General features: G+C 62.2%; 24 protein-coding genes. 9 read left to right on the plus strand and 15 right to left on the minus strand.

Annotation, left to right across the window (positions count from 1 at the left end):
• Positions 1 to 8: 8 nt before the first annotated feature.
• The 7 genes from VUN82_01485 to VUN82_01515 all read right to left on the minus strand — a co-directional run bounded on the left by VUN82_01485 (position 9) and on the right by VUN82_01515 (position 6,984).
• Positions 9 to 287 carry an HPr family phosphocarrier protein gene (locus tag VUN82_01485; GenBank protein ID XAS72559.1) on the minus strand — a complete coding sequence of 93 codons (279 nt, stop codon included), beginning with the start codon at positions 285 to 287 and terminating at the stop codon, positions 9 to 11.
• Between the two features lie 35 nt (positions 288 to 322).
• Positions 323 to 2,035, minus strand: coding sequence for a phosphoenolpyruvate--protein phosphotransferase (ptsP, locus tag VUN82_01490; protein ID XAS72560.1), 1,713 nt, complete (start codon positions 2,033 to 2,035; stop codon positions 323 to 325).
• A 56-nt stretch (positions 2,036 to 2,091) separates the two neighbouring features.
• Complete coding sequence (locus tag VUN82_01495) at positions 2,092 to 4,131, minus strand: fructose-specific PTS transporter subunit EIIC (protein ID XAS72561.1); 2,040 nt, start codon at positions 4,129 to 4,131, stop codon at positions 2,092 to 2,094.
• 2 nt (positions 4,132 to 4,133) lie between these two features.
• A complete protein-coding gene (locus VUN82_01500) occupies positions 4,134 to 5,120 on the minus strand; it encodes a hexose kinase (protein ID XAS72562.1) in 987 nt (328 codons plus the stop codon).
• Positions 5,117 to 5,908 carry a DeoR/GlpR family DNA-binding transcription regulator gene (locus tag VUN82_01505; protein ID XAS72563.1) on the minus strand — a complete coding sequence of 264 codons (792 nt, stop codon included), beginning with the start codon at positions 5,906 to 5,908 and terminating at the stop codon, positions 5,117 to 5,119. The genes VUN82_01500 and VUN82_01505 overlap by 4 nt, the downstream gene beginning before the upstream one ends.
• Positions 5,909 to 6,381: 473 nt before the next feature.
• On the minus strand, positions 6,382 to 6,582 hold the full coding sequence (locus tag VUN82_01510; protein XAS72564.1) for a hypothetical protein: 201 nt from the start codon (positions 6,580 to 6,582) through the stop codon (positions 6,382 to 6,384).
• Positions 6,583 to 6,651: 69 nt separating this feature from the next.
• Positions 6,652 to 6,984, minus strand: a complete 333-nt coding sequence (locus VUN82_01515; GenBank protein XAS72565.1) for a hypothetical protein — start codon at positions 6,982 to 6,984, stop codon at positions 6,652 to 6,654.
• Between the two features lie 270 nt (positions 6,985 to 7,254).
• Here VUN82_01515 and VUN82_01520 point away from each other — a divergent pair, with 270 nt between their 5' ends.
• The 3 genes from VUN82_01520 to VUN82_01530 all read left to right on the plus strand — a co-directional run bounded on the left by VUN82_01520 (position 7,255) and on the right by VUN82_01530 (position 9,981).
• Positions 7,255 to 8,049, plus strand: a complete 795-nt coding sequence (locus VUN82_01520) for a GAF and ANTAR domain-containing protein (GenBank protein XAS72566.1) — start codon at positions 7,255 to 7,257, stop codon at positions 8,047 to 8,049.
• A 289-nt stretch (positions 8,050 to 8,338) separates the two neighbouring features.
• Positions 8,339 to 8,797 (plus strand): hypothetical protein, encoded by a 459-nt coding sequence (locus tag VUN82_01525; GenBank protein XAS72567.1) that lies wholly within the window; start codon positions 8,339 to 8,341, stop codon positions 8,795 to 8,797.
• A 38-nt stretch (positions 8,798 to 8,835) separates the two neighbouring features.
• Positions 8,836 to 9,981 carry a glutamate--cysteine ligase gene (locus VUN82_01530; GenBank protein XAS72568.1) on the plus strand — a complete coding sequence of 382 codons (1,146 nt, stop codon included), beginning with the start codon at positions 8,836 to 8,838 and terminating at the stop codon, positions 9,979 to 9,981.
• Positions 9,982 to 10,062: 81 nt separating this feature from the next.
• On the opposite strand, the gene VUN82_01535 is transcribed toward VUN82_01530, so the two are convergent.
• Positions 10,063 to 10,464: a VOC family protein gene (locus VUN82_01535; GenBank protein ID XAS72569.1), complete on the minus strand. Its 402-nt coding sequence runs from the start codon at positions 10,462 to 10,464 to the stop codon at positions 10,063 to 10,065.
• A 10-nt stretch (positions 10,465 to 10,474) separates the two neighbouring features.
• Positions 10,475 to 10,924, minus strand: a complete 450-nt coding sequence (locus tag VUN82_01540; GenBank protein ID XAS72570.1) for a helix-turn-helix transcriptional regulator — start codon at positions 10,922 to 10,924, stop codon at positions 10,475 to 10,477.
• 25 nt (positions 10,925 to 10,949) lie between these two features.
• Here VUN82_01540 and VUN82_01545 point away from each other — a divergent pair, with 25 nt between their 5' ends.
• The 4 genes from VUN82_01545 to VUN82_01560 all read left to right on the plus strand — a co-directional run bounded on the left by VUN82_01545 (position 10,950) and on the right by VUN82_01560 (position 15,950).
• Positions 10,950 to 11,582, plus strand: coding sequence for a phospholipase (locus VUN82_01545; GenBank protein XAS72571.1), 633 nt, complete (start codon positions 10,950 to 10,952; stop codon positions 11,580 to 11,582).
• A gap of 233 nt (positions 11,583 to 11,815) precedes the next feature.
• A complete protein-coding gene (locus VUN82_01550; GenBank protein ID XAS72572.1) occupies positions 11,816 to 12,817 on the plus strand; it encodes a LacI family DNA-binding transcriptional regulator in 1,002 nt (333 codons plus the stop codon).
• A gap of 8 nt (positions 12,818 to 12,825) precedes the next feature.
• Positions 12,826 to 13,557 (plus strand): beta-phosphoglucomutase family hydrolase, encoded by a 732-nt coding sequence (locus tag VUN82_01555; GenBank protein ID XAS72573.1) that lies wholly within the window; start codon positions 12,826 to 12,828, stop codon positions 13,555 to 13,557.
• Between the two features lie 29 nt (positions 13,558 to 13,586).
• A complete protein-coding gene (locus VUN82_01560; GenBank protein XAS72574.1) occupies positions 13,587 to 15,950 on the plus strand; it encodes a glycosyl hydrolase family 65 protein in 2,364 nt (787 codons plus the stop codon).
• Between the two features lie 89 nt (positions 15,951 to 16,039).
• Here VUN82_01560 and VUN82_01565 read toward each other — a convergent pair whose 3' ends face one another.
• Positions 16,040 to 16,240 carry a hypothetical protein gene (locus tag VUN82_01565; GenBank protein XAS72575.1) on the minus strand — a complete coding sequence of 67 codons (201 nt, stop codon included), beginning with the start codon at positions 16,238 to 16,240 and terminating at the stop codon, positions 16,040 to 16,042.
• Entirely contained in the window at positions 16,240 to 16,626 is a 387-nt protein-coding gene (locus tag VUN82_01570) for a hypothetical protein (protein ID XAS72576.1), read from the minus strand. The genes VUN82_01565 and VUN82_01570 overlap by 1 nt, the downstream gene beginning before the upstream one ends.
• A 197-nt stretch (positions 16,627 to 16,823) precedes the next feature.
• On the opposite strand from VUN82_01570, the gene VUN82_01575 reads away from it, so the two are divergent.
• Positions 16,824 to 17,159 carry a hypothetical protein gene (locus VUN82_01575; protein XAS72577.1) on the plus strand — a complete coding sequence of 112 codons (336 nt, stop codon included), beginning with the start codon at positions 16,824 to 16,826 and terminating at the stop codon, positions 17,157 to 17,159.
• A gap of 41 nt (positions 17,160 to 17,200) precedes the next feature.
• Here the strand turns inward: VUN82_01575 and VUN82_01580 are convergent, their stop codons facing one another.
• A complete protein-coding gene (locus tag VUN82_01580; protein XAS72578.1) occupies positions 17,201 to 18,883 on the minus strand; it encodes a DUF222 domain-containing protein in 1,683 nt (560 codons plus the stop codon).
• Between the two features lie 174 nt (positions 18,884 to 19,057).
• On the opposite strand from VUN82_01580, the gene VUN82_01585 reads away from it, so the two are divergent.
• Positions 19,058 to 19,600, plus strand: coding sequence for a MarR family transcriptional regulator (locus VUN82_01585; GenBank protein XAS72579.1), 543 nt, complete (start codon positions 19,058 to 19,060; stop codon positions 19,598 to 19,600).
• Positions 19,601 to 19,660: 60 nt separating this feature from the next.
• Here VUN82_01585 and idi read toward each other — a convergent pair whose 3' ends face one another.
• From idi to VUN82_01600, 3 genes are all read right to left on the minus strand, one after another.
• A complete protein-coding gene (idi, locus tag VUN82_01590) occupies positions 19,661 to 20,260 on the minus strand; it encodes an isopentenyl-diphosphate Delta-isomerase (protein ID XAS72580.1) in 600 nt (199 codons plus the stop codon).
• A 127-nt stretch (positions 20,261 to 20,387) separates the two neighbouring features.
• On the minus strand, positions 20,388 to 21,638 hold the full coding sequence (locus VUN82_01595; protein ID XAS72581.1) for an Nramp family divalent metal transporter: 1,251 nt from the start codon (positions 21,636 to 21,638) through the stop codon (positions 20,388 to 20,390).
• A 133-nt stretch (positions 21,639 to 21,771) separates the two neighbouring features.
• The gene (locus VUN82_01600; protein XAS72582.1) at positions 21,772 to 22,587 is read right to left on the minus strand and encodes a CPBP family intramembrane glutamic endopeptidase; all 816 of its coding nucleotides are present in this window, start codon (positions 22,585 to 22,587) and stop codon (positions 21,772 to 21,774) included.
• Positions 22,588 to 22,660: the final 73 nt, after the last annotated feature.

Here is a 22,660-nt window from a genome sequence, read left to right on the forward strand (position 1 = left end):
CGGGCGCCCTACTCGGCGTCGTGGTCCGTTTCGAGGATCTTCACCAGTGTGTCCAGGGCTGCTTCTGCGCCTTCGCCTTCGGCGCGCAGTACTACAACGTCGCCGTGGGCGGCACCCAGGCTCATGAGGGACAGGATGCTCGCTGCATCCATGGCGTCATCGGCCGGCTCCCCTTCACGGGCGATCGTGACCTCGAGGTCAAGGTCGCCTGCGGCTTCAGCGAAGATGGCTGCCGGGCGGGCGTGGAGGCCGACGCGGCTTGCGATGGTGGCGGTACGTTCAGGCATTGGTGCTCCTTTGTTGTGGGTGGTTTGTGGGAAGTCTAGAGGCCGAGCTCGTTCAGGATGGGAAGCTGCGCCCGGACCGCGCTGCGTGCCGCGGCTGCATTGGGCGCCGCCAGAGCGGTTGCTGCGAGCTGTTGCGCCTGGGCAACAGTCACCGTGGCAAGTACGGCCGCGACGGCGGCAAGCGCCCGGGCACTCATTGACAGCGTCGCAACGCCAAGTCCAACGAGTACGACGGCGAGGGCCGGGTCCGCTGCTGCCTCACCGCACACCCCAACAGGCTTAGCCGTGCCGCTTTCGCCGCTGACCTGCGCGGCGCCGTCGGCCGTTAGCTTGACCAGCTGCAGTACTGCAGGCTGCCAAGGATCGTTCAGCGTGGCGAGCGGCCCGAGCTGACGGTCCGCAGCCATGGCGTACTGGGTGAGGTCATTGGTGCCCAGCGACGCGAAGCTGACTTCGCGCAAAACTGTGGCGGCGGTCAGTGCTGCCGACGGGACTTCGACCATGACACCCGGGGTCTTGAGCCCGGCGGCGGCGCAAAGGGTGGCGAACCGCGCGGCCTCGTCAGCCGTCGAGATCATGGGTGCCATGACCCAGACCTCGGCGTTGTTGGCTGCTTCGGCGGCGGCGATGGCCTCGAGCTGCCGTTCGAGGACGCCGGGGGACGTGAGGTCCGTGCGGTAGCCGCGGACACCCAGCGCAGGGTTCGGTTCGTCGGCGTTGGTGAGGAACGGCAGCGGCTTGTCCGCGCCCGCGTCCAGGGTCCGGACCACAACTTTCTTACCCGGGAAGGCTGCGAAGACCGCTCCGTAAGCGGCGATCTGTTCCTCCACAGTGGGTTCATCGTCGCGGTCCAGGAAGCAGAATTCGGTGCGCAGAAGTCCAACACCCTCGGCACCGGCGTCGGCTGCTTTGACCGCGTCCGCGCCCGTGCCAACGTTTGCCAACAACGGCACCCGGAAACCGTCCGCCATGGTGTTGTGGCCGCTGAAGGCGGCCAGTGTGGAAGCCTGGGTGGCCCACGCCTTAGCAGCCAACCGCAGGTCTTCCCCGGGCTCAGCAGTGATGGTGCCCGCGGCGCCGTCCACATAGACCTCGGTGCCGTCCGCGATCTCGTCCACGCCGAGGGCGGCGACGACGGCGGGCAAGCCGAGAGCACGGGCGAGGATGGCTGTGTGCGACTGCGGTCCGCCGCTGGAGGTAATCAGCGCGACTACCTTGGATGGGTCCAGCGTGGCAGTGTCAGCAGGCGCCAGGTCCTCGGCCGCAAGGATGAAGGGGACATCGGAAGCCGGGATTCCCGGTGCCGGCAGGCCCCGAAGCTCAGACACGATGCGTGCCCGGACATCGAGGACGTCCGCCACGCGCTCGGCCATGTACCCGCCCAAGCCCTTGAGGGTCTCAGCCACCGTTCCGCCAGCTTCCCAGATTGCGCGTTCAGCAGTCCGTGCACCACCTGGAGCTTCGGGAGACAACAGCTTGATGGCCGATTTCACCAGCATGGGGTCGGCGGCCATCAAGGCTGTTGCTTCCAGGACTTCCTTGCCTTCTCCGTTGGCAGTAGCCGCACGGGCCCTCAGTTCCGCCTGAACCGCTTTGGCAGCGTCCTTGATGCGCTGCCCCTGCGATTCGACCGTGACGTCGGCAGGAATATTGACGTTCACGTGCGGTTCCTGGACCGGCTTGGGCATTTGCTTTACCGGTGCCAGGACGCGCCCGGGAGCTACGCCTACGCCTGAGAAGGTCTGCATGTATCTGGTCCTCTGGTTGCTTAGGTGCTGTTGGGCTGACGGGTATCTGCCGGCGCTTACACGCCTGCTGGGACGGGAACTGCCTCGGCCTCAACCGGCTTGCGGACAGCCCAGCGCTTGAGGGCAATCACCAGGAGGGCGGTGATGACCACACCGACAGCGATCGACAGGAAGAACAACAGGAAGTTGTCGATTGCGAAGAACACGAAGATGCCACCGTGCGGAGCCTTGGACGTGACCGCAAATGCCATGGACAGGGCACCTGTCACAGCGCCACCCACCATGCTGGCAGGGATGACGCGGAGCGGGTCGGCAGCTGCGAACGGGATGGCGCCCTCGGAGATGAAGGATGCACCCAGAAGCCAGGCGGCCTTTCCGTTTTCGCGCTCAGCCAGGGAGAACAGCTTCTTGTCCAGCACGGTAGCCAGGGCCATGGCGAGCGGCGGAACCATGCCGGCTGCCATGACTGCAGCCATGATCTGCCACGGTGCCTGGTTTGCCACGCTTGCCGTGCCGAGGCCGGCAACAGCGAAGGAGTAGGCAACCTTATTGACGGGACCGCCGAGGTCGAAGCACATCATGAGGCCGAGAATGATGCCGAGGACGATTGCGCCGGCGCCGGTGAGGCCCGAGAGGCCGGTGTTAAGTGCCTTGGTCAGTGCCACGATCGGAGCACCGAGGATCAGGAACATGAGGCCGGAAGCAACCAGGGAGGCCAGCAACGGAATAATGACCACAGGCATCAGGCCACGCAGCCAACGGGGAACATCGAGCTTGCCGATCTGGAAGGCGATGTAGCCAGCCAGCAAACCGCCGACGATGGCGCCGAGGAAGCCTGCGCCCATGAATCCTGAAACAGCACCGGCAACAAAACCCGGGGCAATACCGGGACGGTCAGCGATGGCGTAAGCGATGTAGCCGGCCAGCGCGGGAACCAGGAATCCGAGGGACAGTGCGCCGATCTTGAACAGCACAGCGCCGATATAGGCGCCCAGCGGACCCCAGGCATTGTTCGGGAACTCGGTGGGCAGGTTGAAAATGTTGTTCTCAACCAGCATCTTGTCAGCGAAGCCCGTGATTTCGTAACCGCCAAGCAGGAACCCGATGGCAATCAGCAGGCCGCCACCGGCCACGAACGGGATCATGTACGAAACACCCGTGAGGAGTGCGCGCTTCAGCTTCTGGCCAATGTGCTCGCCCTTTTCCTCTGCAGCACGCTCTGCCTGCTCTTCGGCACCAAAGTGCGGGACGCGGCGGGCGTGCGGGTCGTCCGCAGCAGCCAACGCTTCCTGGACCATCTTGGTGGGCTCATCGATGCCGCGCTTGACCGGAGCGTTGATGACCGGCTTCCCGGCGAAGCGCTCCTTGCCACGGACGTCCACGTCGACAGCGAAAATCACTGCGTCAGCCGCGGCAATGATGGCCGGATCCAGCGGCTTGGCGCCGGAAGAACCCTGCGTCTCAACCTGCAGGTCCACGCCCATTTCCTGGGCGGCGGCAACGAGGGAGTCAGCTGCCATGTAAGTGTGGGCAATGCCGGTGGGGCACGCGGTTACGGCGACGATGCGCTTGGGTGCGGCGGCCGCCGTCGTGCTTGCGGCAGCAGCTGCTCCAGCGGGGGCTGCGGCGTGGGCTGCAGCCGGCTTGTCCGCCAAGGCCCCATCCACGAGGTCCACGATGTCCTGCTCAGTGGCTGCGGCGCGCAGCGCTGCCGTGAAGTCCTTCTTGATGAGGGAGCGGGCCAGCTTGGAGAGCAGCTTCAGATGCTCCTGGTCCGCGCCATCCGGCGCGGCAATGAAGAAGATGAGGTCCGCCGGGCCGTCCTTGGCGCCGAAGTCCACTTTGTGGGACAGGCGCGCCATGGCGAGGGCGGGCTCTGTGACTGCGGCCGAGCGGCAGTGCGGAATGGCGATTCCGCCGGGAACGCCGGTAGCGGTCTTCTGCTCGCGGGCGAAGGCATCCGTGAAGAGCCCTTCAACCTCGGAAGCACGGCCAGCGGCGGCGACTTTGCCGGCCAGGACGCGGATGACGTCGGCAGGGGAGTCGCCCAGGTTCTGGTCGAGGATGACCAATTGGGGTGTGATCAGCTGGGTCACTGTTAGTCCTTCTGGAGGGCCGTGATGGTTACGGCGTTGGGGGTTGTCTGGTGGACTGCAGGGACAGTGGAGCCCGGCAGCGAAGCAGCAGCGGCACCATGTGCCACGGCCTGACGAAGGCAGTCCTGGGAGGAACCGCCTTGGGTAGCGGCCAGCAAGTAGCCAGCCAGTGCAGAATCCCCGGCACCCACCGTGCTGACGGCCTGGATGGGGGGATGCGTGGCAAGCCACGCCCCATCAGCCGTCACCAGGATTGCGCCCTTGGATCCGAGTGTTGCCAGAACGGCGCCCACACCGCTTTCGACGACGGCGGCAGCAGCTTGGGCGGCTTTTGCCGGGTCTGCTTCCAGTTCGTCAGCCGTGGAGACGATGGTGAAACCGGCAGCGGCTGCGAGTTCTGCGAGCTCTTCCGCGTTGGGCTTGAGGAGATCGGGTTTTCCTGCGGCATCGCCTTTCAAAGCTGCCGCAAGGGGAGCCCCGGAGGAGTCGATGGCGATGCCGGGGATGGCCGTTCCATCAGCGTTCGACCGGAGCCGACGAGCGATTGTGGCGTAGAAATCCGCGGGCACTCCTGGTGGGAGCGAGCCTGCGAGAACCACCCAGCTGGCGCCACGGGAGCGCTCCAGCAGCAGCCCGATCAGGGCTTCCTGCTGTTCGTCGCTCAGCTCCGGGCCGGGTTCGTTGATCTTGGTGGTGACGCCGTCCGGTTCGGTGAGGGTGACGTTGCTGCGTAGCGCCTGACCGATGGGCAGGGCAGCGAACGGCACACCGGCGTCGTGCAGTCCGGAAAGTACCGGATCGGAGTCAGCACCCGGCAGGACGGCCAGTGTTTCGAGGCCGGAAGCCACCAGGGCGCGGGAAACGTTGACGCCTTTTCCGCCCGACTCCTGGTGGACGGCGACAGCGCGCTGTACCTCGCCGCGGGCCAGTGGTGCCGGAAGCTCCACTGTGCGGTCCAGGCTTGGGTTGGCCGTGAATGTGACGATCATGCGATCACCACGTCAACGCCGGCTTCGGCCAGGGCCGCGGCGAGCTCAGCGGAGGGTTCACTGTCTGTAATCAAAGTGTCAACATCCTTCAGGGTGGCGAACTGGACCAATGTCTCGGCGTCCAGCTTGGAAGAATCGGCCAGTGCCACAACGCGGCGGGCTGACTTGACGAAGGCGGCCTTTACCGCGGCCTCTTCAGGATCGGGCGTGCTCAGTCCAAAGGTGGAGTGGATCCCGTTGGCGCCGACGAAGGCGATGTCCGGACGAAGCTTGTAGGCGGCCTCCACGGTGGATTGTCCGACGGCGGCCTGGGTCAGACCGCGGACGCGGCCACCCAGGATTTGGAGGGCAATACCGGCCGTGGAGGAGAGCTTGCCCGCTATGGGAATGGCGTGGGTGATGACAACGAGCTCTTCGTTACCGTTGGCTGCAGGTGTTCGCTGGGCCAGCAGGTCTGCCAGGGTTTCAGTTGTGGAGCCGGCGTCCAGCAGGATGCTGCCAGTGGTGAGTTCCGGAATCAGGGCAAGTGCGGCAGCTGCGATGCGGTGTTTCTCGGATTGGCGCTGGATGGCGCGCTCCAGGATGCTTTCCTCGCGGGTGCTCAAGCGGTCCGAAGGCACGGCCCCACCATGAACGCGGCGCAGGCTCCCCGAAACTTCAAGAGCTGCGAGATCACGGCGGATGGTCTCAGTGGTGATGCTGAAACGGTCGGCGAGGTCAGTGACACTCACCCGTCCGCGCTCCGCGACGAGTGCGGAGATCAGTTGTTGGCGCTCTTCAGCGAACACTTACCCTCCATTGCGGTAAAGCCATTTATCGGTGCAGCCGCATCAGGTGACTGCTGTCACAACGATGTGGAATTGCTTGACTCTATCTTTGTTTGTGTTGGTAAGTCAATAGAAACCAACATAAACAAAGATTGCAGTGTGGGGCTGTTCAGCAGGTGCCTGGCTCCAGGGCACGCTTCAGGGCACGCCAAAGGGCATGTCGCACTCCCTGTAGTGCGACATGCCCTTCCATCGGATCCTGACTGGGGGATTTGGCGGGATCCGGTCTATGGGGTTGGAAACCCTCTAAAGAGGGGTTTGTCCAGGTGGTTGTCCAGTATCTGGCCGGGCCGGTGGAGACGGCACTGTCGGCCCCGGCGTCGGTTCCGGTACCGGGGGAGGCCCTGGCTCCGGCAGGGGAACCGGCTCCGGTGTGGGTCCGGGCTCCCTGGTGGGATCGGGATGCGAGGGGTCCGGCGGGAAGTCACTCAAGGTCAAGCGCCGCGTAGGTGGGTGGTGCGCCGATGGAGCTCACGCCTGACGCTTGAGGAGTACCTGCTGATGTCCCACCCGGAGGCGAGGTAGTCGATGGGAAGGTTGTCCGGGTCTGGTGGATCCGGAAGCTTATGCTTTCCAACCGGCTTGTGATCAGTCCCGGTAACTGGAGACTCGTCCCTCTTTGATTCGGTCTGCATGTTTTCCCTTCCTGTTCCTCTACCTCTGTTAAAACTGGTTTCCTTGCTCAAGCCGCGTGATCACTGCATCTAGTCCGGGATTTCCATGTGGAAGCCGCAGGGGCAGCCGAGGGTGCGGGTATTGATGATGACCTCGTACATGCGCAGTTGGCCGCCGGGCTTCAGGACAAGCGGAGCCTGGATTCGCCGCAGCTGGCAACTACTGGTCCGCATGGGTTCCCCACAATGCAAATACTGGCCACCGAACTGCAGTATGCCCTGGGAAACGCCGGGGCGGTTCAGTACGACGGCCACCCTTTGTACCGTGGCGGTCTGGTCATAGGAGTAGTTGCAGACCCTGCATTCGTAGGCCACATCCACCGTGTTGGGGGTGGGAGGGTAATGCGACTGAATCGAATCCACCACCAAATGTTGGTCAGTATTGCAGCGTGTACACCATAGGGGGTCGTCTGGTTGGTGGGCTTCGTCGGGAACTCTGGACGCGGGCTGGGCCGACATGGGATTTACCTCTGCATTGTTAATGCGGGGTGCCCGTCTGCATGAGCTGTAAAGCCTGTCCGGCAATGCGGACTCTAGCTAGATTGTGCACATAGGTGCACGGCAGATGCAAGGATTCTGGTGCTTGTTCTTCAAGGAGTGACGAGTTGGCTCCGGACGATCGTAAACTGAATCATGGACGAAATGCACGTTGATTTTGCGGTGCCGGACGATGTCCCAGTGCCGCCGGATACTGTCCCATCGCTCGACGATGCTTCGGTGCCTGAACAACTTCAGGACCTCGTAATCGACAGCGATGATGTAGCAGGCTTCCTGCATGATCTTGCGGTCTTCTCCGCGGCCTCCGTATCTGAAGCCGTAGGCCTGGATGTCCTGTGCGGCATCACTTTGAGCCGGCGACGCCGCACTGCCACCGTGGCAGGAAGTACCCACGAAGCGAGGCTGATCGATGAAGTTCAGCAAGCTTATGGTGATGGACCGTGCCTGGAGGCCATGCGCAGCCACGCCACAGTGCATGTACCCGATACTTCCACCGAGGAAAGATGGTCTGAATACTGCACTGTCATCGCGGAACGGGGGCACCTTTCGGCCCTTTGCGTCCCGCTGGAGTTGGACGAGGGGGCAACGGCAGCCCTGAACTTCTTCGCCCCGAAAGCCCATGTCTACGACGAAGCGACCATTCGGAATTGCGAGTTGTATGCCAGCCAGGCGGAGCGTTCACTGAGGTTGGCCGTGAGGATTGGCATCAAGCAGCAGCATGCTGATGACCTTCAGGCGGCAATGCAGTCCAGGACAGTGATTGACTTGGCCTGCGGCATCATCATGGGCCAAAATCGCTGTAGCCAGGATGAGGCCTTCAGGATCCTCACCAAGGCCTCCAACGGTCGCAACCAAAAACTCAGGGACGTGGCTGAGCAGCTGGTCAAGGCTGTCGCGGACGAAGCGCCCGTGGCCCACTTTGAGCCCTAGGAGACTGTCGCCGGGCCCTTCGCACGTATGACAGACCTTGCGCACTTGTGACGCCCGCCACTAATGAACTACATTCATAGGTGGGTTAAGCAGATAGCCCTTGGAGACTCATGACCTGAAGCCATCCAAGATGGTACAAGAACTGCACCTTAAGCCGTGGCCACAATCGGCCGGCTCGCCGCGTGCATCCATGCAGGCCTCCTCGAGGAGCAATCAGCTTCTCCCGACGCGATTCAATATGTTGTCGGAACCCACCTCGCGGTGGATACGTGCATAAAGGAGAATGGCAATGACGCTTGGATCCCCTATTCCCGCCCCTAAACCCATGGTTGGGGCGAAACCCGCAACTTTTGACACCGCCACACGGCCATGGTGCACAGTTTGCGATACTGATTCGTACATTTTTGTTGAGACCGTCGTAGAAGCAGAACCGAACCAGTCCGAAATCGTTGAAGTCAGCTATACCTGCAGTGAGTGCGATACGTTTTACGCCCACCCCGTGCCCTTGGCCGAACTAGTACCGGAGATCCAAACCGAATTCCTGTCCACGTCCGCATCCGGCCTGTGGTTCAGCTGCACGCATTGTGGCGAGCCCATGACGCTGGGACGCCCCTCAGAGAGCATCATCGAGCCGCCCCGGAGCACTGACGACCTGGACGGCCCGAGCCTGTTCGAGGTCTACCTGCAAACGCAGGTGCTCCATTGCCGCTGCGGTTTCCAGATGGAGGTTCCGCGCCACGTCGGATAACCGCGGCCTCTAATTTCATTACTGCGGGGAGGGTAGCTATGCGTACGTTTGGCGTCGAGGAAGAGTTGCTGATCGCAGATCCCGTTGACGGGATGCCGCTTCCGCTTGCTGCGGGCATCCTGGACATAGCTGCCCAACCCCACATGAACACGGCAAGCTATCCGGAAGCCGGTGATTCCCTCAAATCGGAGTTCAAACAGGAACAGATTGAGGTGAATTCCCGGCCTTGCCGGACGGCAGCGGAGCTTCGCGATGAGATCCGCCTTGGGCGGGCTTTGGCCGATTCGGCTGCACGGACGTTGGGGGCCAGGGTGGCCGCCTTGGCTACGCCCCCGGAATTCCACGCGACGCCCACCTTGGGCAATCAACGCTATGCGACCATGGGAACAGAGTTCGGCCTTATTTCGCGCGAGCAGCTCACGTGCGGATTCCACGTCCACGTGGCCATTGAATCGCCGGATGAAGGCGTGGGCGTCCTGGACAGGATGCGCCAATGGCTCCCGGTGCTCCTTGCTTTGAGTGCAAACTCCCCGTTTTGGATGGGCTCCGACACAGGCTTTGCCAGTTACCGGACCCAAATTTGGAACAGATGGCCCACTGCCGGGCCCATGGACGTCTTCGGCTCGTCAGAGGGCTACCGGGCGGTGCTCGCGAACCTGCTGGGCACGGGCGTCCCTTTGGACGAGGGCATGATCTACTTCGATGCCCGCCTTTCCAGAGGACATCCCACCGTTGAACTCCGCATCGCCGACGTCTGCCTGTACGCCGAAGACGCCCTCACCATCGCGGTGATTGCCCGGGCTTTGGTGGAGACTGCGGCGACACAATGGCGGAAGGGGGAGCCGCCGTCGGACGCTTTGACCAGCCTGTTGCGGATGGCCAACTGGCGGTCCAGCCGCTTTGGCATCAACGATCAACTGGTTCACCCAATGGATCACAGGCCCTATCCTGCCGCCGATGTGGCAGGGGCCTTGTTGCGGCACGTCCGCGGGGCGCTGACTAAGTCCGGGGACCTGGCACTCGCACGGGCCGGTGTTGCGAAGATCCTGCGCCGTGGCACGGGCGAACGTCTTCAGCGCCAGGCTTACAACCGGCGGCTTCGGCTCTCCGATGTGGTTTCTGCTGCTATCGCATCCACGCACGAGTACGGCGAACGCTCAAGCGCTGGACTGTTGAGCCACTAACTCTGGACTGCGTATTGCGGAAAGCACGACGGCGGCAGGCCGGTAAGTGCGCCGGTGACCTACCGTCGTCGTGCTTGGGCCTTAGCCCTGGTTGATGCGGATCATGTTGCCGGACGGATCGCGGAAGGCGCAGTCGCGGGGACCCCATGGCTGAACAATCGGCTCCTGGAGGACTTCGGCACCTGAGGCGCGCAGCTTTTCAAACGTGGCATCGAGATCGTCCGTGTTGAAAACGAGCATTGGCATGACGCCCTTGGTGAGCAGCTCCTGGATGGCGTCGCCATCAGCCTGCGAGCGGCCGGCGTGTGGAGGGGACAGGACGAGTTCGAGGTCTGGCTGGGCATCGCTGCCGAGCGTAACCCAACGCTGTCCGTCCGAGCCGACGTCGTTCCGGACTTCCAGGCCGAGGGCGTCGCGGTAGAAGGCGAGCGACTCATCGACATCGTTGACAGTGACGTGTGCGTACTTCAATGAAATGTTCATGTCTCACACGCTATTGCAGCTGTGAGGCGGGCGCTTCTTCAATCCTGCTCAGGTTCTTATTGCCGTTTCTTTCCGGCCGCGTTTGCTGCTTCGCGATGCAGGTGGGCATCGCCTTCACCGCATGGTGCTCGCGTGAGCGGTATTCGCTGGGCGTCACGCCGACGATCTCCGTGAAGCGTGAACTGAAGGAACCCAGGGACGTACAGCCCACCTCCATGCAAGCATCAGTAACGCTGGTTCCCGCCCGCAGCAAGGCCATGGCCCGTTCGATGCGCCGGGTCATGAGGTAGTTGTAGGGCGATTCACCGTATGCGGCCTTGAACTGGCGGGAGAAATGCGCCGGGGACATAAGGGCGCCGGCTGCCATGGTGGGCACATCCAAGGGCCGCGCGTACTCGCGATCGATGAAATCGCGGGCGCGCCGCAGATGGGCCAGGTTGGCCAGTTCCTGCGGAGTCATGGTGCCAGTCTACTAGGCTCGTCCCATGGATTCAGTGGTCTGGTCGAAGCCTGAAAACCAGCGCGCGGGCACCCCGTTGCTGGTGATGATGCACGGCTACGGCACCAGCGAGCAGCGCATGGTGGACCTGTTTCCGTATCTCCCTGCGGAATTCACCTGTGCGGCGCTTCGCGGCCCCAAGGAAATCGGCGACCACTACGGCTGGTTCCTCCTGGACTACTTCCTGACGAACGACTTCGCCGATGTCATCACCTCCACCAACTCCGTTTTCAACTGGATCAACACCGTGAAAGAGAACCACAGCAGCGTCAGCCTGCTCGGTTACTCGCAGGGAATGGCCATGGCCAGCACGCTCCTGCGGCTACGGCCGCACGCGTTCAAAGCAACGGTTGGTTTGTCCGGTTTTGTCCTGGACAACGACCTCCTGGCGCTCAGCGAATCCTTTGATTCGCCTCCACCCTTCTTTTGGGGCAGGGACAAGGCGGATCCGGTGATCAACGAAGACGCCATTGCCCACACGGAAGAGTGGCTGGAAGCGAACGTAGCCCTGACGGCGCGTACCTACCCGGGAATGGGGCACAGGATCGAGCCGCCGGAGCTTGTGGATGTCAGCGCGTTCCTTCGGTACTACGTGTTGAACGGGCGCTCACGAACCTGAAACAGGCGCCGGATTAGACGGCATCAGCCCGTCAGAATCAATCTTTCCGTGAGATTCGCGTCACAAATTCGCATTCGGCCACACACTATTGAATGACAAAATTGTAAGCGCTTACACTTTTGGCTTGCGGCCGCCCCAAGGTCGAAGTTGTCCTGGGGCGCAGTGCCGTTCCCCCAACGTGTCATCGAGTATGGAAAGGGTTGAGGCCGTGTTGCATGGTTAGGACTCACAGGGTGACAATCCAGGACGTTGCAGTCCTCTCCGGATTGTCCATTTGTACGGTGTCCAGGGCTCTGAGGAATCTCCCCAACGTTTCCGAAAAGGCCCAGCGGCAAGTGGCGGAAGCCGCAAACAAGCTGGGCTACAAAGCCTCGGCAGCAGCATCAAGACTGGCCGGTGGCAGCACGGGTTCCGTGGCCATCATCGCCCCCACCGCCACAGCCTGGTTCTTCGCGCAGGCCGTGGAAGCAGCAGAAGAAGTCTTCGGCGACAGCGGTTACGACACCGTCCTGATCAGCCTTCGCAACAAGACCAGCGTCCGCAAGCAGGTCTTCGGCGATCTTGAACGGTTGGCGCAAAGGGTGGACGGGCTGTTGCTGCTCAATGTTGACCTCGAACCCGCCGAAGTGGAAGCGTTGGAAGCTTCCGGGCTGCCAGTCGCCAGCGTGGGCATGCGGAATGTTCCGTGGGACAATGTTGGTATCGATGACGAGCACGCAGCTTGGCAGGCCACCCAACACCTGCTGGGGCTGGGCCATTGGGACTTGGCCGTTCTCTCGAGCAATGAACACTCCGTTGCTACTGAGACCCCGCGGTTCCACGGCTTCAGGCGTGCATTGGATGAACACCACCTCACCGTCCACCCGGACCTTGTGGTGGCTGCTGGGCCAAGCATCGACGACGGACGCCGGGCAATGACCGAACTCATCACCCGCGGCGCACGGCCCACTGCAGTGTTTGCCCATTGTGATGAAGCGGCTTTTGGCGCGCTGATGGCGCTACGGGAACATGGCATGTCCGTGCCCAAAAACGTTTCCGTGATCGGAATCGATGACCACCCCATGAGCTGGTTCCTTGGACTGAGCACTGTGGCGCAACCCGTTGCCGACCAAGGTGCCTTCGCTGCGAACCTGCTGTGCGAACGACTTTTGAATACAGATCCCCCCAACCCACCCTCCACTCACCTGCTCGATACCAAGCTCATCGAACGCAAAACCACGCGCCACAAGCGCTGAACGGAACCATGCACATGACTGATCTTCGTAATGCCTGGACTGGCGCTTCGGCGCTCTTGTTCGACCTCGACGGCGTGCTGACGCCAACTGCCGTGGTGCACGAGCAGGCCTGGCAGGAGCTGTTCGACTCCTACCTCGCCGATGCCGGGCACCCGCAGGGCTACCAGGAAAGCGACTACTTCGATCACATCGACGGCAAGCCACGCTTCGACGGCGTCCGGGACTTCCTCACCTCGCGCGGAATCACGCTGCCGGAAGGGCCCCTGGATGACGCCCCGGCGAACGAAACCGTGCAGGGCCTGGGAAACCGCAAGAACGCAATATTCAACGAGATCGTGGACACCCGCGGCGTCGAGCCTTTCCCCGGCTCGGTCAAGTTCATCAACGCCGCGCTTGAGCTGGGACTCAAGGTCGCCGTCGTGTCCTCCTCACGCAACGCCCCCGCGGTACTGAAGGCAGCCGGACTTGACCACCACTTCACGGTGGTCGTCGACGGTCAGGTAGCCGCCGCCGTCGGACTTCCCGGCAAGCCGGATCCGGCCACGTTCACTTACGCGGCGTCCCTGCTGGACGTCCCCACCCAGGAATGCATCGTGGTGGAAGACGCCGTTTCCGGCGTGCAGGCCGGCAGTGCCGGCAACTTCCAGGCCGTCATCGGCGTGGACCGCGGCGCTGGCCGCCAAACACTGCTCGACGCCGGCGCCACGCTGGTGGTCGACGACCTCAACGATCTTCTCTGACCCTACTTTTCGAAGGACCTCTTTAGCCCATGGCACTCATCAGCTCTGATCGGCTGCGCTTTCCCTGCGAGCCTTGGAAGCTCGTGGAAAGTATCCACGTCCCCGGTGACGAGGGAACGCTGGAAACGCTGTTCGCCCTCGGCAACGGCCACCTTGGCGTCCGCGGCGCCCATTCCACGCGTGGCGACGGCGAACTTCCCGGCACGTTCATCAACGGCTTCCACGAGATCTGGGACATCAAGCACGCCGAGAATGCGTACGGCTTTGCGCGTACCGGCCAGCGGATTGTGTACGTCCCGGACGCCAATAACTTCACGGTATCAATCGATGGCGAGGCCCTGAGCCTGGCCGAATCCACGGTGCTGGACTACCACCGGAGTGTGGACTTCTCCACAGGCGTCTACGAGGAAACCACCACATGGGCTTGCCGCTCCGGCGCTACGGTCACCACTGTGGAGCGGCGGGCCGTCGGGTTCGATTCCCGCGGATGTCTTGGCCTGGAACTGTCCGTGAGCGCTGACCGCGACGTGTCCGCGGACATCGTTTCTAGCGTCGTAAACCGCCAGGACCAGCCTGTGGAGGACCACTCGGTCCATGACCCCAGGCGATCCGGCCGGCACGCCGGCCGTGTGCTGCTGCCCTTGCACCTCCAGGGTGCCGATGGCTCCCTGCGCCTGGCGTGGGAGACCTCGGAATCCCGCCAGCGCATTGCGATGGCGGTGGATCACTGGATCTCCGCCGAAGGCCAACCCTTCGAGACCGTGGTGGCGGAGGACGAGTCATCCGTGCGTTATGTCCTGGCCATCAACAGTGGCGAAGCATTCCGTCTGGAGAAGACGGTCAGCTACGTCGTGGCCGGGCGCGCACTGACGGATGATGAAGACGGCGGCGAGAGCCTGGCAGCGGACGCCGAGGCCAATCTGGTGCCGTTCTCCGAAATCCTCGCGCAGAGCCAGGCCCACTACGGCCAGTACTGGACCACCGCGGATGTTGCCATCGGCGGCCAGCCCGAACTCCAGCAAGCCGTGCGGTGGGCCCTCTTCCAGCTCGCGCAGGCAACAGCCCGCGCCGGTGTCGCCGGCATTCCGGCCAAGGGGGTCAGTGGTTCCGGGTATGAGGGCCACTACTTCTGGGACCAAGAGGTCTACCTCCTCCCGTATCTGACGTACACCAATCCTGACGGTGCCCGGAAAGTGCTCGAGTCACGACACGCCATGCTTCCGGATGCGCGTGTCCGCGCCAAGGAACTCAGCGTAGACGGAGCTCTTTTCCCGTGGCGAACCATCAATGGGCTGGAAGCGAGTGCCTACTACGCGGCCGGAACAGCCCAGTTCCACATCGCAGCTGCCATCGCGTTTGCTGCCAACCGCTACGAGTGGGCCAGCGGCGACGCCAGCTTCCGTCCCGACATTGGTGCCGACCTGCTCATTGAGACGGCACGGATGTGGGTCTCCCTGGGCTTCTTCGGCAAGGACGGACTCTTCCACATCCACGGCGTTACCGGACCGGATGAATACACCGCCGTGGTCAACGACAACCTCTACACCAACGTCATGGCCCGGTTTAACCTCCGTGCCGCGGCTGCGTTGGAACACGAAGGCATCGCTGACACCGAACGTTTGGTGTGGCGCCAAGCTGCCGAGCGCATGTCCCTGCCCTACGATCCCCACCTGGAAGTCTTCAGCCAGGACAACGACTTCATGACTTTGGAGCCCTGGGATTGGAACACGCCCAAGTCCAAGTACCCGCTGTTGCTGAACTTCCACCCCTTGGTGATCTATCGGCACCAGGTCCTTAAGCAGGCCGACACCGTGCTGGCCATGTTCCTCCAGTGGCAGGATTTCTCCGCCGAGGAAAAACAGCGGGCCTTCGACTTCTACGACCCCATCACCACCGGCGACTCCACCCTGTCCGCCTGCGTGCAGGGCATCATGGCCGCCGAAGTTGGGTACGGCGACGTCGCGCTGAAGCATTTCACCGAAGCGTTGTTCATTGACCTGGACAACTCACACGGCAACACGATCGACGGCGTCCACATCGCCTCCACCGGCGGAATTTGGAGCTCGTTGGTGTGCGGTTTCGCAGGAATGCGTGATCAGGGCGAGGTGCTGCGCTTCGATCCGCGGCTGCCCGTGGAGTGGGAAGGCCTCTCCTTCCGGCTCAAGGTTCGTGGTCGTTTGCTGTCTGTGGAACTCGTTCAGGGATCCATCGCGCTGACGCTCGTTACAGGTTCGGGTTACAGCGATGAGCCACTGCTGATTCGGGTTCGGGATCACGACGTCACTGTCAGTGCGGACACCATCACGGTGCCGCTGGATACGGTACCCGTCCCGCCACCGTCGATCTTTCCCAGCGTCTTCCCGACGGCAGGATTGCCGATCGTTCGGGCCTAAACCTGGACAGCTCTTTGGGCTGCTTACAGCATTGGCGGTTGTTCCCGGCCGCGGGAACAACCGCTCATGCTTTTCAGATGGGCTGCGTCTCAGTTAGGCGAGGGAAAAGTTGATGTGTGGTCCTCAATGAGGCCGCTCGCTGCGATTTCCCTCAGCGTATAAATAGCTTTTGCTGCTGCGCCTTTGTCCCGGTAAGTGACGGTGAGCGCGAGTTCGATCCCGTCATCATCGACGAGGCGTACCCTGCAGTCGCCGCCAGTGGCGTCAAAGACTTCGAAATGCCCCGCCATTAAGCGGCGCCCCGCTGCATTGCCTGTGCCGTATCTGCACCGGCAGCCTGCGTGTCGGTCACATTCTGATGACCAGATGAACGACGCCGATCCAACTCGCTGTTGATGAGCTCCAGAAGCGCTTGGGCAGGCTCGGACAAATGATGGGTATCAGCCGAGCCCAACTGATCGCAATGGATGAGGACGTGGCGGATGCGTTCGAGTTCGCGGGAAGGAACCAAAGGCCAGCGGTGGAACAGCTGCCGTACGGCTATCGCCCCGAGTAGGGCGTCGGGTTTGTTGGGCGCGACATGGTGACCTGCTGCTCTTCTTCGAGCGACAGCAGCCGCGGAAGACGGGGCTCCATGTGCGAGGAGGATCTCGGATTTGAGAGAATTCGGGGCCATGCGGACCTCCCGAAATAGTGCGAGGGAAGCCGGCTGCGTGACTTTCAATCAAGCTTACAGAATGTGAGTTATGTCATGTCAATCATTACGTCATCAGCATTAGTGCCAGGCTGATCAACCAGCAGCAGCTCTGGAAGTTGGGTGTACCGGATAGCGGAACTCCAAGCCTCTCAGTGGGGATTGTTAAGCTGGGACTCATGAATCGCAGCCTCGCAACGTTGTCCGTCGTCCCCCTCTTTCTCCTTCTGGCTGGCTGCGGCTCTGTGGAGGAAGCCGCGGGAAATGCTGCCAGCGAAGCGGCCTCGAAGGTGGCCACTGCTGCTGCCGAGGAAGTCAACAAACAGATTTGCGCCGTAGTCCAGGACGGATTGGTGAGCGTTGAGGACAAGCAGGTACTCAGTGGGCTGGTCACTGCTGCCCGTACCGCCGGTGTTCCCACCGAAATCACGACTCCGCTGAACCAGATCGCTGAGGCCGGCGACGACGTCCCGGCCGAGTCGGTCCAGGCATTGAAGGAAGCTTGTTCGGCGTAGTCCTTGTTCTGCGCAGTCCCCCTGCCGGGATCAGGCTGGTGTCAGTTCCAGCTGGTGCGGTGCAGCAAGACGTTCTCCAGCAGCATCCCAGCCATGGAAAAGTGCGTAACAGTCGAATCTGGTGACCATGACGCTGTTGCTGGCGCCTCTGGATGCAACGGTGATGACGGCTCCGGTGAAGACGCTGCCAGTGAAGAAGGTGACGGCGAAGACGGTGCCAGTGAAGAAGGTGACGGGGCAGTTGCTGGAGAGCGATCGTGGCCCGGTAGGCGTGGGGCTTTGGATTGGTATATGTGTCCGGTGGGAGTGCTGACTTCCAGTTCATGTCGCCCGCCAGGGATTGTTTTCACGTTCCAGTGGGGGTTTTCTTTGGTGTGGTTGCAGGCTTCGCAGAGCCCCGCGCCGTTGGCCAGGCTCGTGGCACCGCCGTTGTGCCAGGGGACGATGTGGTCTATGTGGCGGATGGGCGCGTCGCAGTAGGGGGTGCGGCAGGTGTCGTCGCGGGTTTCGATGAAGCGGCGCATTCCGGGTGGGAAGAGTCGGGCTTTGGAGTCCATGGCCAGCAGTTCACCGGAGGAGGGTGCGGTGTAGAGGCGGCGAAGCAAGACTTTGAACTCTGCACCGTCCTTGGATGCGTGACCCGGCTGGGCTTGTGTGGATTCCCGTTGCCCGACAACCCCGGCCTCGCCGCTGGTTCCGGTCTGACCATTGATTCGCGACTCCCCGTCCCTCCCGCCGTCCCCTAGTTCGCCGTCTGCCTGGTTGCTGCCTCCGGCGAGGAGCGTTCGGGCCCATTCGGCGGGGACAATTCCGTAGCCAGTAAGCCGTGCTGGTTCGCTGTCGCCTTGGAAAAGGGTCCGGTCGGTCATGACGAGCTGCACATCAACGCCGCTGATCCCGCCGGGGGTGCCGGTGAGGCGTTCGGTCAGGGTGTCGGCCATGACCTGGCCCCGGGTCCGGGTGTCCCCGCCCGAGCGGGCCGAGTCCGCGTGCCGGGTGAGCGCGGCGTAGGCGGCGACCCCTTGGGCGACCGGAAGCAGTGCGGTGAGGATGGTCATGGTGTCCGGGGCCGGGCGGAGGCTGACGTGGCGCTCGGACGCGGCATGGGCTGCGCGTTGGGTCACGGAACGGGGGTCCCGCCGGTAGGCTGCGGCTTTCGCGGCGGCGATGATGGTTTTGTCTCCGGCGCCGTCGAAGGTTCCGGTGTCGGGGGCGAGTTCCTCATCCACGGCTGCCCGGTCTTCGACGGACAGGCACGCGGTTTCCTTCACCAACAGAGTGGCTCGCCATTCGTTCAGGTGCCCGGTTTCCAGGGCGGCCATGGTGCGCGGCATCTCCGAGACCAGTGCCTTGGCCAGTCCGAGGAGCCGGGACCCTTTGTTGGGTGATTCCCGCCGGGCCAGTGCGACCTGCGCACCCACACCCTGGCCCTGCTCAGCTGAGGAGACACCGGCAGAGGCTTGTTCGCGGCGCTGCGCCAGGTCAAACGCCACCGACGCCCGCGCCTGCAAAGCCGCGATCGCGGACTTCACGTCCTCCAAACCACGAATCTGATCAATCAAAGCAGCACTGCCTGCACGGACGCGGAAGGAGCCCACCCCAGCAAGCAAATCCTCAACGTCAAAGCCACCGGAGCCCGAGTCCCTGGAGCCAGCGGTCACAGCAACGGAACCCGGCACGGCGGAAACCGACATAGCTGCTTGGCTCTCTCGGTTCCGCTCCATACCTCTACTCTTCCAGCAGCCGCAGACATTATCGGCGGGTCAATGTGCCTATGTGGAAAACCCTTGAATGTCGGGCGAGGGCGTGCAAAGCAGGCTTCCCTGCGTTCACCAACTACCGTGAATTAGGATCAGATGCTAGGGAAACAAGCTTCACGCTTATCGAAGGATCACCGAATGGACGCAAATGGCCACGCCAAGGGCTACTGGTACGGCAAGGACCCCGGGGAGATAGCCCTTGCCGTTGACGTCCTGAATGCCCTCCGGGATTATCGTGTCTCGGAACAGGCCATGCGTCGAAGGACCCGCTCTGCCATGGGTATGGGCGAAAAGGACCTCTTGGCCTTGCGGTACCTTTTCGAAGCCGAAGCGGCGGGCAAGGTGATGAAACCCAAGGATCTGGGCGATCGCTTGGGCATAACGTCAGCGTCCATGACCACGCTGATCGATCGTTTGGTGGACTCCGGCCACATCCGGCGCGAACCGCATCCTACGGATCGTCGGGCCTTGATTCTGCGGCCGACTGCCGGTTCCGATCAGGAAGTCCGGCACACGCTTGGTGGAATGCATCGCCGCATTTTGAACGTAGCCAGCGCCCTCAGCCCAGTAGAAGCGCGGGTGGTGATGGACTTCCTCCTGAACATGCGCGAAGCCTTGGACACGATTGACGAAGACCCAACCGACGAACACTCGAGGAACCCGGGACCTACGCCCTCATGACGTGGGGCTCCACTGCAGGATCAGTATCAGCGTGACCAGGAATCCAGATCCGTAGTTGAGTTAGATAAAACGGCGCCATTCAGTGTTGGTGCGTGCCGCCGTCGTATCCGTGAATGCTTGTGGCCCAAGCTTGAGCGCTTGAGCTTCGACGAGCCGCGGAAATTGCAGCGCCAGCCATGGGCTGAAGACAGCAGGAGTCCTCTCCAAGGCTTCTGCGAGAAGTCCCGGAGACATCCATGCGTAGTCAGCCACTTCGAGTGGATTTGGCCTGAGCGGTCCCAGGGCCCGGGCCGTATAGACGGGGCAAAGCTCGTTCTCGACGATGCCCGAAGGGTCCACGGCGCGATAACGGAAGCTGCGGAGGACGAGCTCGAGCCGGCCCACGTCTACTCCAAGCTCGTAGTGCGCGCGACGGAGAACAGCATCCTTGGGGTCCTCGCCGGGAGCCGGATGCCCGCAGAAGCTGTTGGTCCACACACCTGGCCATGTCTGCTTTTCGGGGGAGCGGCGTGTGAGGAGGAGCTCGCCGAGGTCATTGAGCAAGTAGCAGGAAAATGCAAGATGCAGTGGCGTTTTTTGGGTGTGGACTGCTTCTTTTGGGGTTTCGCCGATGGGCCTGCCGGAGTCGTCGAGAAGGACGACCATTTCTGTCGCGTTCATTCTCCGCCTTCCTCAGACCCCTCGAACGTTAAGATCCACTCGAGTGTTGCTAGATAAGCTAGCTAGAAGGCTAACATGTATGCAGTTAGATGTAACATATGCAGAATGGGCGGGGCGGGTTAGCGCCTTAGGAATGCCCGCTGATAGTAAGCGTAATCAGCACTATGTTGAGCCCAACAATCAAACTTGCACTCGTCCAGCCTGCTATCTTCAATGGCTTGGAGTCCGCATGGATGCCCATGACCTCGCGCTTACCGGTGAGTCTTATGAGTGGGATCAGCGCGAAGGGAATTCCAAAGCTCAGCAGGACCTGGCTTAGGACCAGCGCCAGGGTGGGCTCAACACCCGCTCCCAGGACGATCAATGCCGGAATGAGGGTGATCACACGGCGGGTCAGCAACGGGATGCGCACCTTGAGCAGGCCGCCCATGATGGTTGCGCCGGCATAGCAGCCTACCGATGTTGACGCGAGGCCGGAGGCGAGCAAGCCAATCGCGAAGATGATGCCGATTGCGGGGCCAAGTGCCGATGTTACGGCCGCGTGGGCACCGGCAATCGTATCCGTTCCCTCAATGCCCCTGAGGCTGGAGGCAGCCAGCAGGAGCATCGAAATGTTCACGACGCCGGCAAGCAAGAGGGCGCCCACTACGTCAAAGCGGGTTGCGCGAATCAGCCGCGTCCGCACAGCCGGGTTTTCGGAGAATCCGTGCCGGTCTCTGGCCAAAGCCGAGTGCAGATAAATCGCGTGCGGCATCACGGTGGCGCCGAGCATGCTTGCTGCCAACAGGACTGTATCCGTGCCCTCAAAGCGGGGAAGCAAACCGCCCAATGCGCTTCCGGCATCCGGAGGATTGACGAACAAGCCGGAGACAAACCCGACGGCAATGATGCCCAGCAATACCAGGATCGCGTACTCGAAGGAGCGCTGGCCGCGGCGGGACTGCAGTGCCAACAGCATCATTGACGCGACGCCGACGATCAGGCCGCCGGCCAGGAGTGGCAGCCCGAACAAGAGATTGAGCGCAACCGCACCGCCAATCACCTCGGCCATGTCCGTGGCGCCGGCAACGATCTCGGCCTGCGCCCAGTAAAGGCGCCGGCCCTTGGTTCCAAGCCGCTTGCCGAGGATCTCGGGAAGGCTCAGGCCGGTTGCCAGACCGAGCTTCGCTGATTGGTACTGCACGAGGACTGCCATGGCGTTGGCTGCAACCAGCACCCACACCAGCAAATACCCGTAATTTGCTCCCGCCGTCAGGTTTGCGGCCACGTTGCCGGGGTCCACGTACGCGATCGCCGCCACGAATGCAGGGCCAAGCAGAAGTAGTCGCGACCATACCTTTGCGGGCGTGGGTCGTCTTTGCAGGGTGGGGGTGGCCATCGTCTTCATCCTCTTCATTGCGGAATCCTGTTACGAGGATAACTGAAAGTTAGGCATACCGAAAAGTAGTTTTTAGGTAGTCCGTTCCAGCCGCTCCACGTCATGGCCCAAGGAGCGGCCTCAGGCACATCGCTCAATACAGGAAGATGGGCAACCAATCACGGTTGTGCGCATGGACCAAAGCCAGGAACAGGACGAAATCGAAGAGCAGATGAACTGACACCACATATGTGAAGGACTTCGTCAGCTTGAATGTGTAGCCCTGTAGCAGTGCGAAGGGGAAGGTGAGCAGGGGACCCCAGGCCTGGTAGCCGATCTCCCAGAGAAAGGACGAGAAAACCACGGCTTGCAGGAGGTTGGCCAGCCAGTCGGGGAAGTGCTGACGCAACAGCGTGAAAGTGGTGCAGATGAAGAACAGTTCGTCCCAAATGCCCACCGAGTTCACCCCGAGGAAGAGGCGCCAGAAGATGGTGGGATCGGAGACGGCCGGCCAATTTTGGTAGACGCCTGTCCGGATCAGGTAGGCCGGCAGGATGAAGTATCCAAGCCCTACAACGCCCACCAGGTATAGCTTCGCGGCGAGCGGCCATGCACGGCCCGTGTTGACTGGAAATTTGATCGTCTTTTCGTTGTACAGGTACCGGGATACAAGCCACGGAACCAACACGGCCAAGGCCAAGGCGCCACCCATGAGTGCCATGTGTTCGATGCTCAGATCCGCATTCAGGGGTACCAGGCTGATCGTGACCATTCCGGCAGCTACCAACGCGAGGTGCCGCATCAAGCCGTGGTCGATAAACGCAGCGGTGACAATGCTGGCCGCAAGGAGTGCGTAACCAAGAAAATCGTTTCCCAAGGCGAAAAGCGGCACGCCGGACAGGGAGAGCATCGCTGCCGGCAAAAGCTTCCAAGTGAGCGCGGTCCGGGATTCCGTGGAAGTCGACATCACACCTCAAGCATCCCAGTGCTGGCTGCCGCAGGACACGGTTTTCCCATACTGCCTCAGGCCCCTAACTGGAACG

The organism is Micrococcaceae bacterium Sec5.1, from assembly GCA_039636795.1.
In the GTDB taxonomy this organism is placed as follows: domain Bacteria; phylum Actinomycetota; class Actinomycetes; order Actinomycetales; family Micrococcaceae; genus Arthrobacter.

What these genes read in the sequence shown, in the direction of transcription:
- VUN82_01485 (XAS72559.1), bottom strand. Translation starts at nt 287, where the DNA reads ATGCCTGAACGTACCGCCACCATCGCAAGCCGCGTCGGCCTCCACGCC.
- ptsP (XAS72560.1), bottom strand. Translation starts at nt 2,035, where the DNA reads ATGCAGACCTTCTCAGGCGTAGGCGTAGCTCCCGGGCGCGTCCTGGCA.
- VUN82_01500 (XAS72562.1), bottom strand. Translation starts at nt 5,120, where the DNA reads ATGATCGTCACATTCACGGCCAACCCAAGCCTGGACCGCACAGTGGAG.
- VUN82_01510 (XAS72564.1), bottom strand. Translation starts at nt 6,582, where the DNA reads ATGCAGACCGAATCAAAGAGGGACGAGTCTCCAGTTACCGGGACTGAT.
- VUN82_01520 (XAS72566.1), top strand. Translation starts at nt 7,255, where the DNA reads ATGGACGAAATGCACGTTGATTTTGCGGTGCCGGACGATGTCCCAGTG.
- VUN82_01525 (XAS72567.1), top strand. Translation starts at nt 8,339, where the DNA reads ATGACGCTTGGATCCCCTATTCCCGCCCCTAAACCCATGGTTGGGGCG.
- VUN82_01530 (XAS72568.1), top strand. Translation starts at nt 8,836, where the DNA reads ATGCGTACGTTTGGCGTCGAGGAAGAGTTGCTGATCGCAGATCCCGTT.
- VUN82_01535 (XAS72569.1), bottom strand. Translation starts at nt 10,464, where the DNA reads ATGAACATTTCATTGAAGTACGCACACGTCACTGTCAACGATGTCGAT.
- VUN82_01540 (XAS72570.1), bottom strand. Translation starts at nt 10,924, where the DNA reads ATGACTCCGCAGGAACTGGCCAACCTGGCCCATCTGCGGCGCGCCCGC.
- VUN82_01545 (XAS72571.1), top strand. Translation starts at nt 10,950, where the DNA reads ATGGATTCAGTGGTCTGGTCGAAGCCTGAAAACCAGCGCGCGGGCACC.
- VUN82_01555 (XAS72573.1), top strand. Translation starts at nt 12,826, where the DNA reads ATGCACATGACTGATCTTCGTAATGCCTGGACTGGCGCTTCGGCGCTC.
- VUN82_01560 (XAS72574.1), top strand. Translation starts at nt 13,587, where the DNA reads ATGGCACTCATCAGCTCTGATCGGCTGCGCTTTCCCTGCGAGCCTTGG.
- VUN82_01565 (XAS72575.1), bottom strand. Translation starts at nt 16,240, where the DNA reads ATGGCGGGGCATTTCGAAGTCTTTGACGCCACTGGCGGCGACTGCAGG.
- VUN82_01570 (XAS72576.1), bottom strand. Translation starts at nt 16,626, where the DNA reads ATGGCCCCGAATTCTCTCAAATCCGAGATCCTCCTCGCACATGGAGCC.
- VUN82_01575 (XAS72577.1), top strand. Translation starts at nt 16,824, where the DNA reads ATGAATCGCAGCCTCGCAACGTTGTCCGTCGTCCCCCTCTTTCTCCTT.
- VUN82_01580 (XAS72578.1), bottom strand. Translation starts at nt 18,883, where the DNA reads ATGGAGCGGAACCGAGAGAGCCAAGCAGCTATGTCGGTTTCCGCCGTG.
- VUN82_01585 (XAS72579.1), top strand. Translation starts at nt 19,058, where the DNA reads ATGGACGCAAATGGCCACGCCAAGGGCTACTGGTACGGCAAGGACCCC.
- idi (XAS72580.1), bottom strand. Translation starts at nt 20,260, where the DNA reads ATGAACGCGACAGAAATGGTCGTCCTTCTCGACGACTCCGGCAGGCCC.
- VUN82_01595 (XAS72581.1), bottom strand. Translation starts at nt 21,638, where the DNA reads ATGGCCACCCCCACCCTGCAAAGACGACCCACGCCCGCAAAGGTATGG.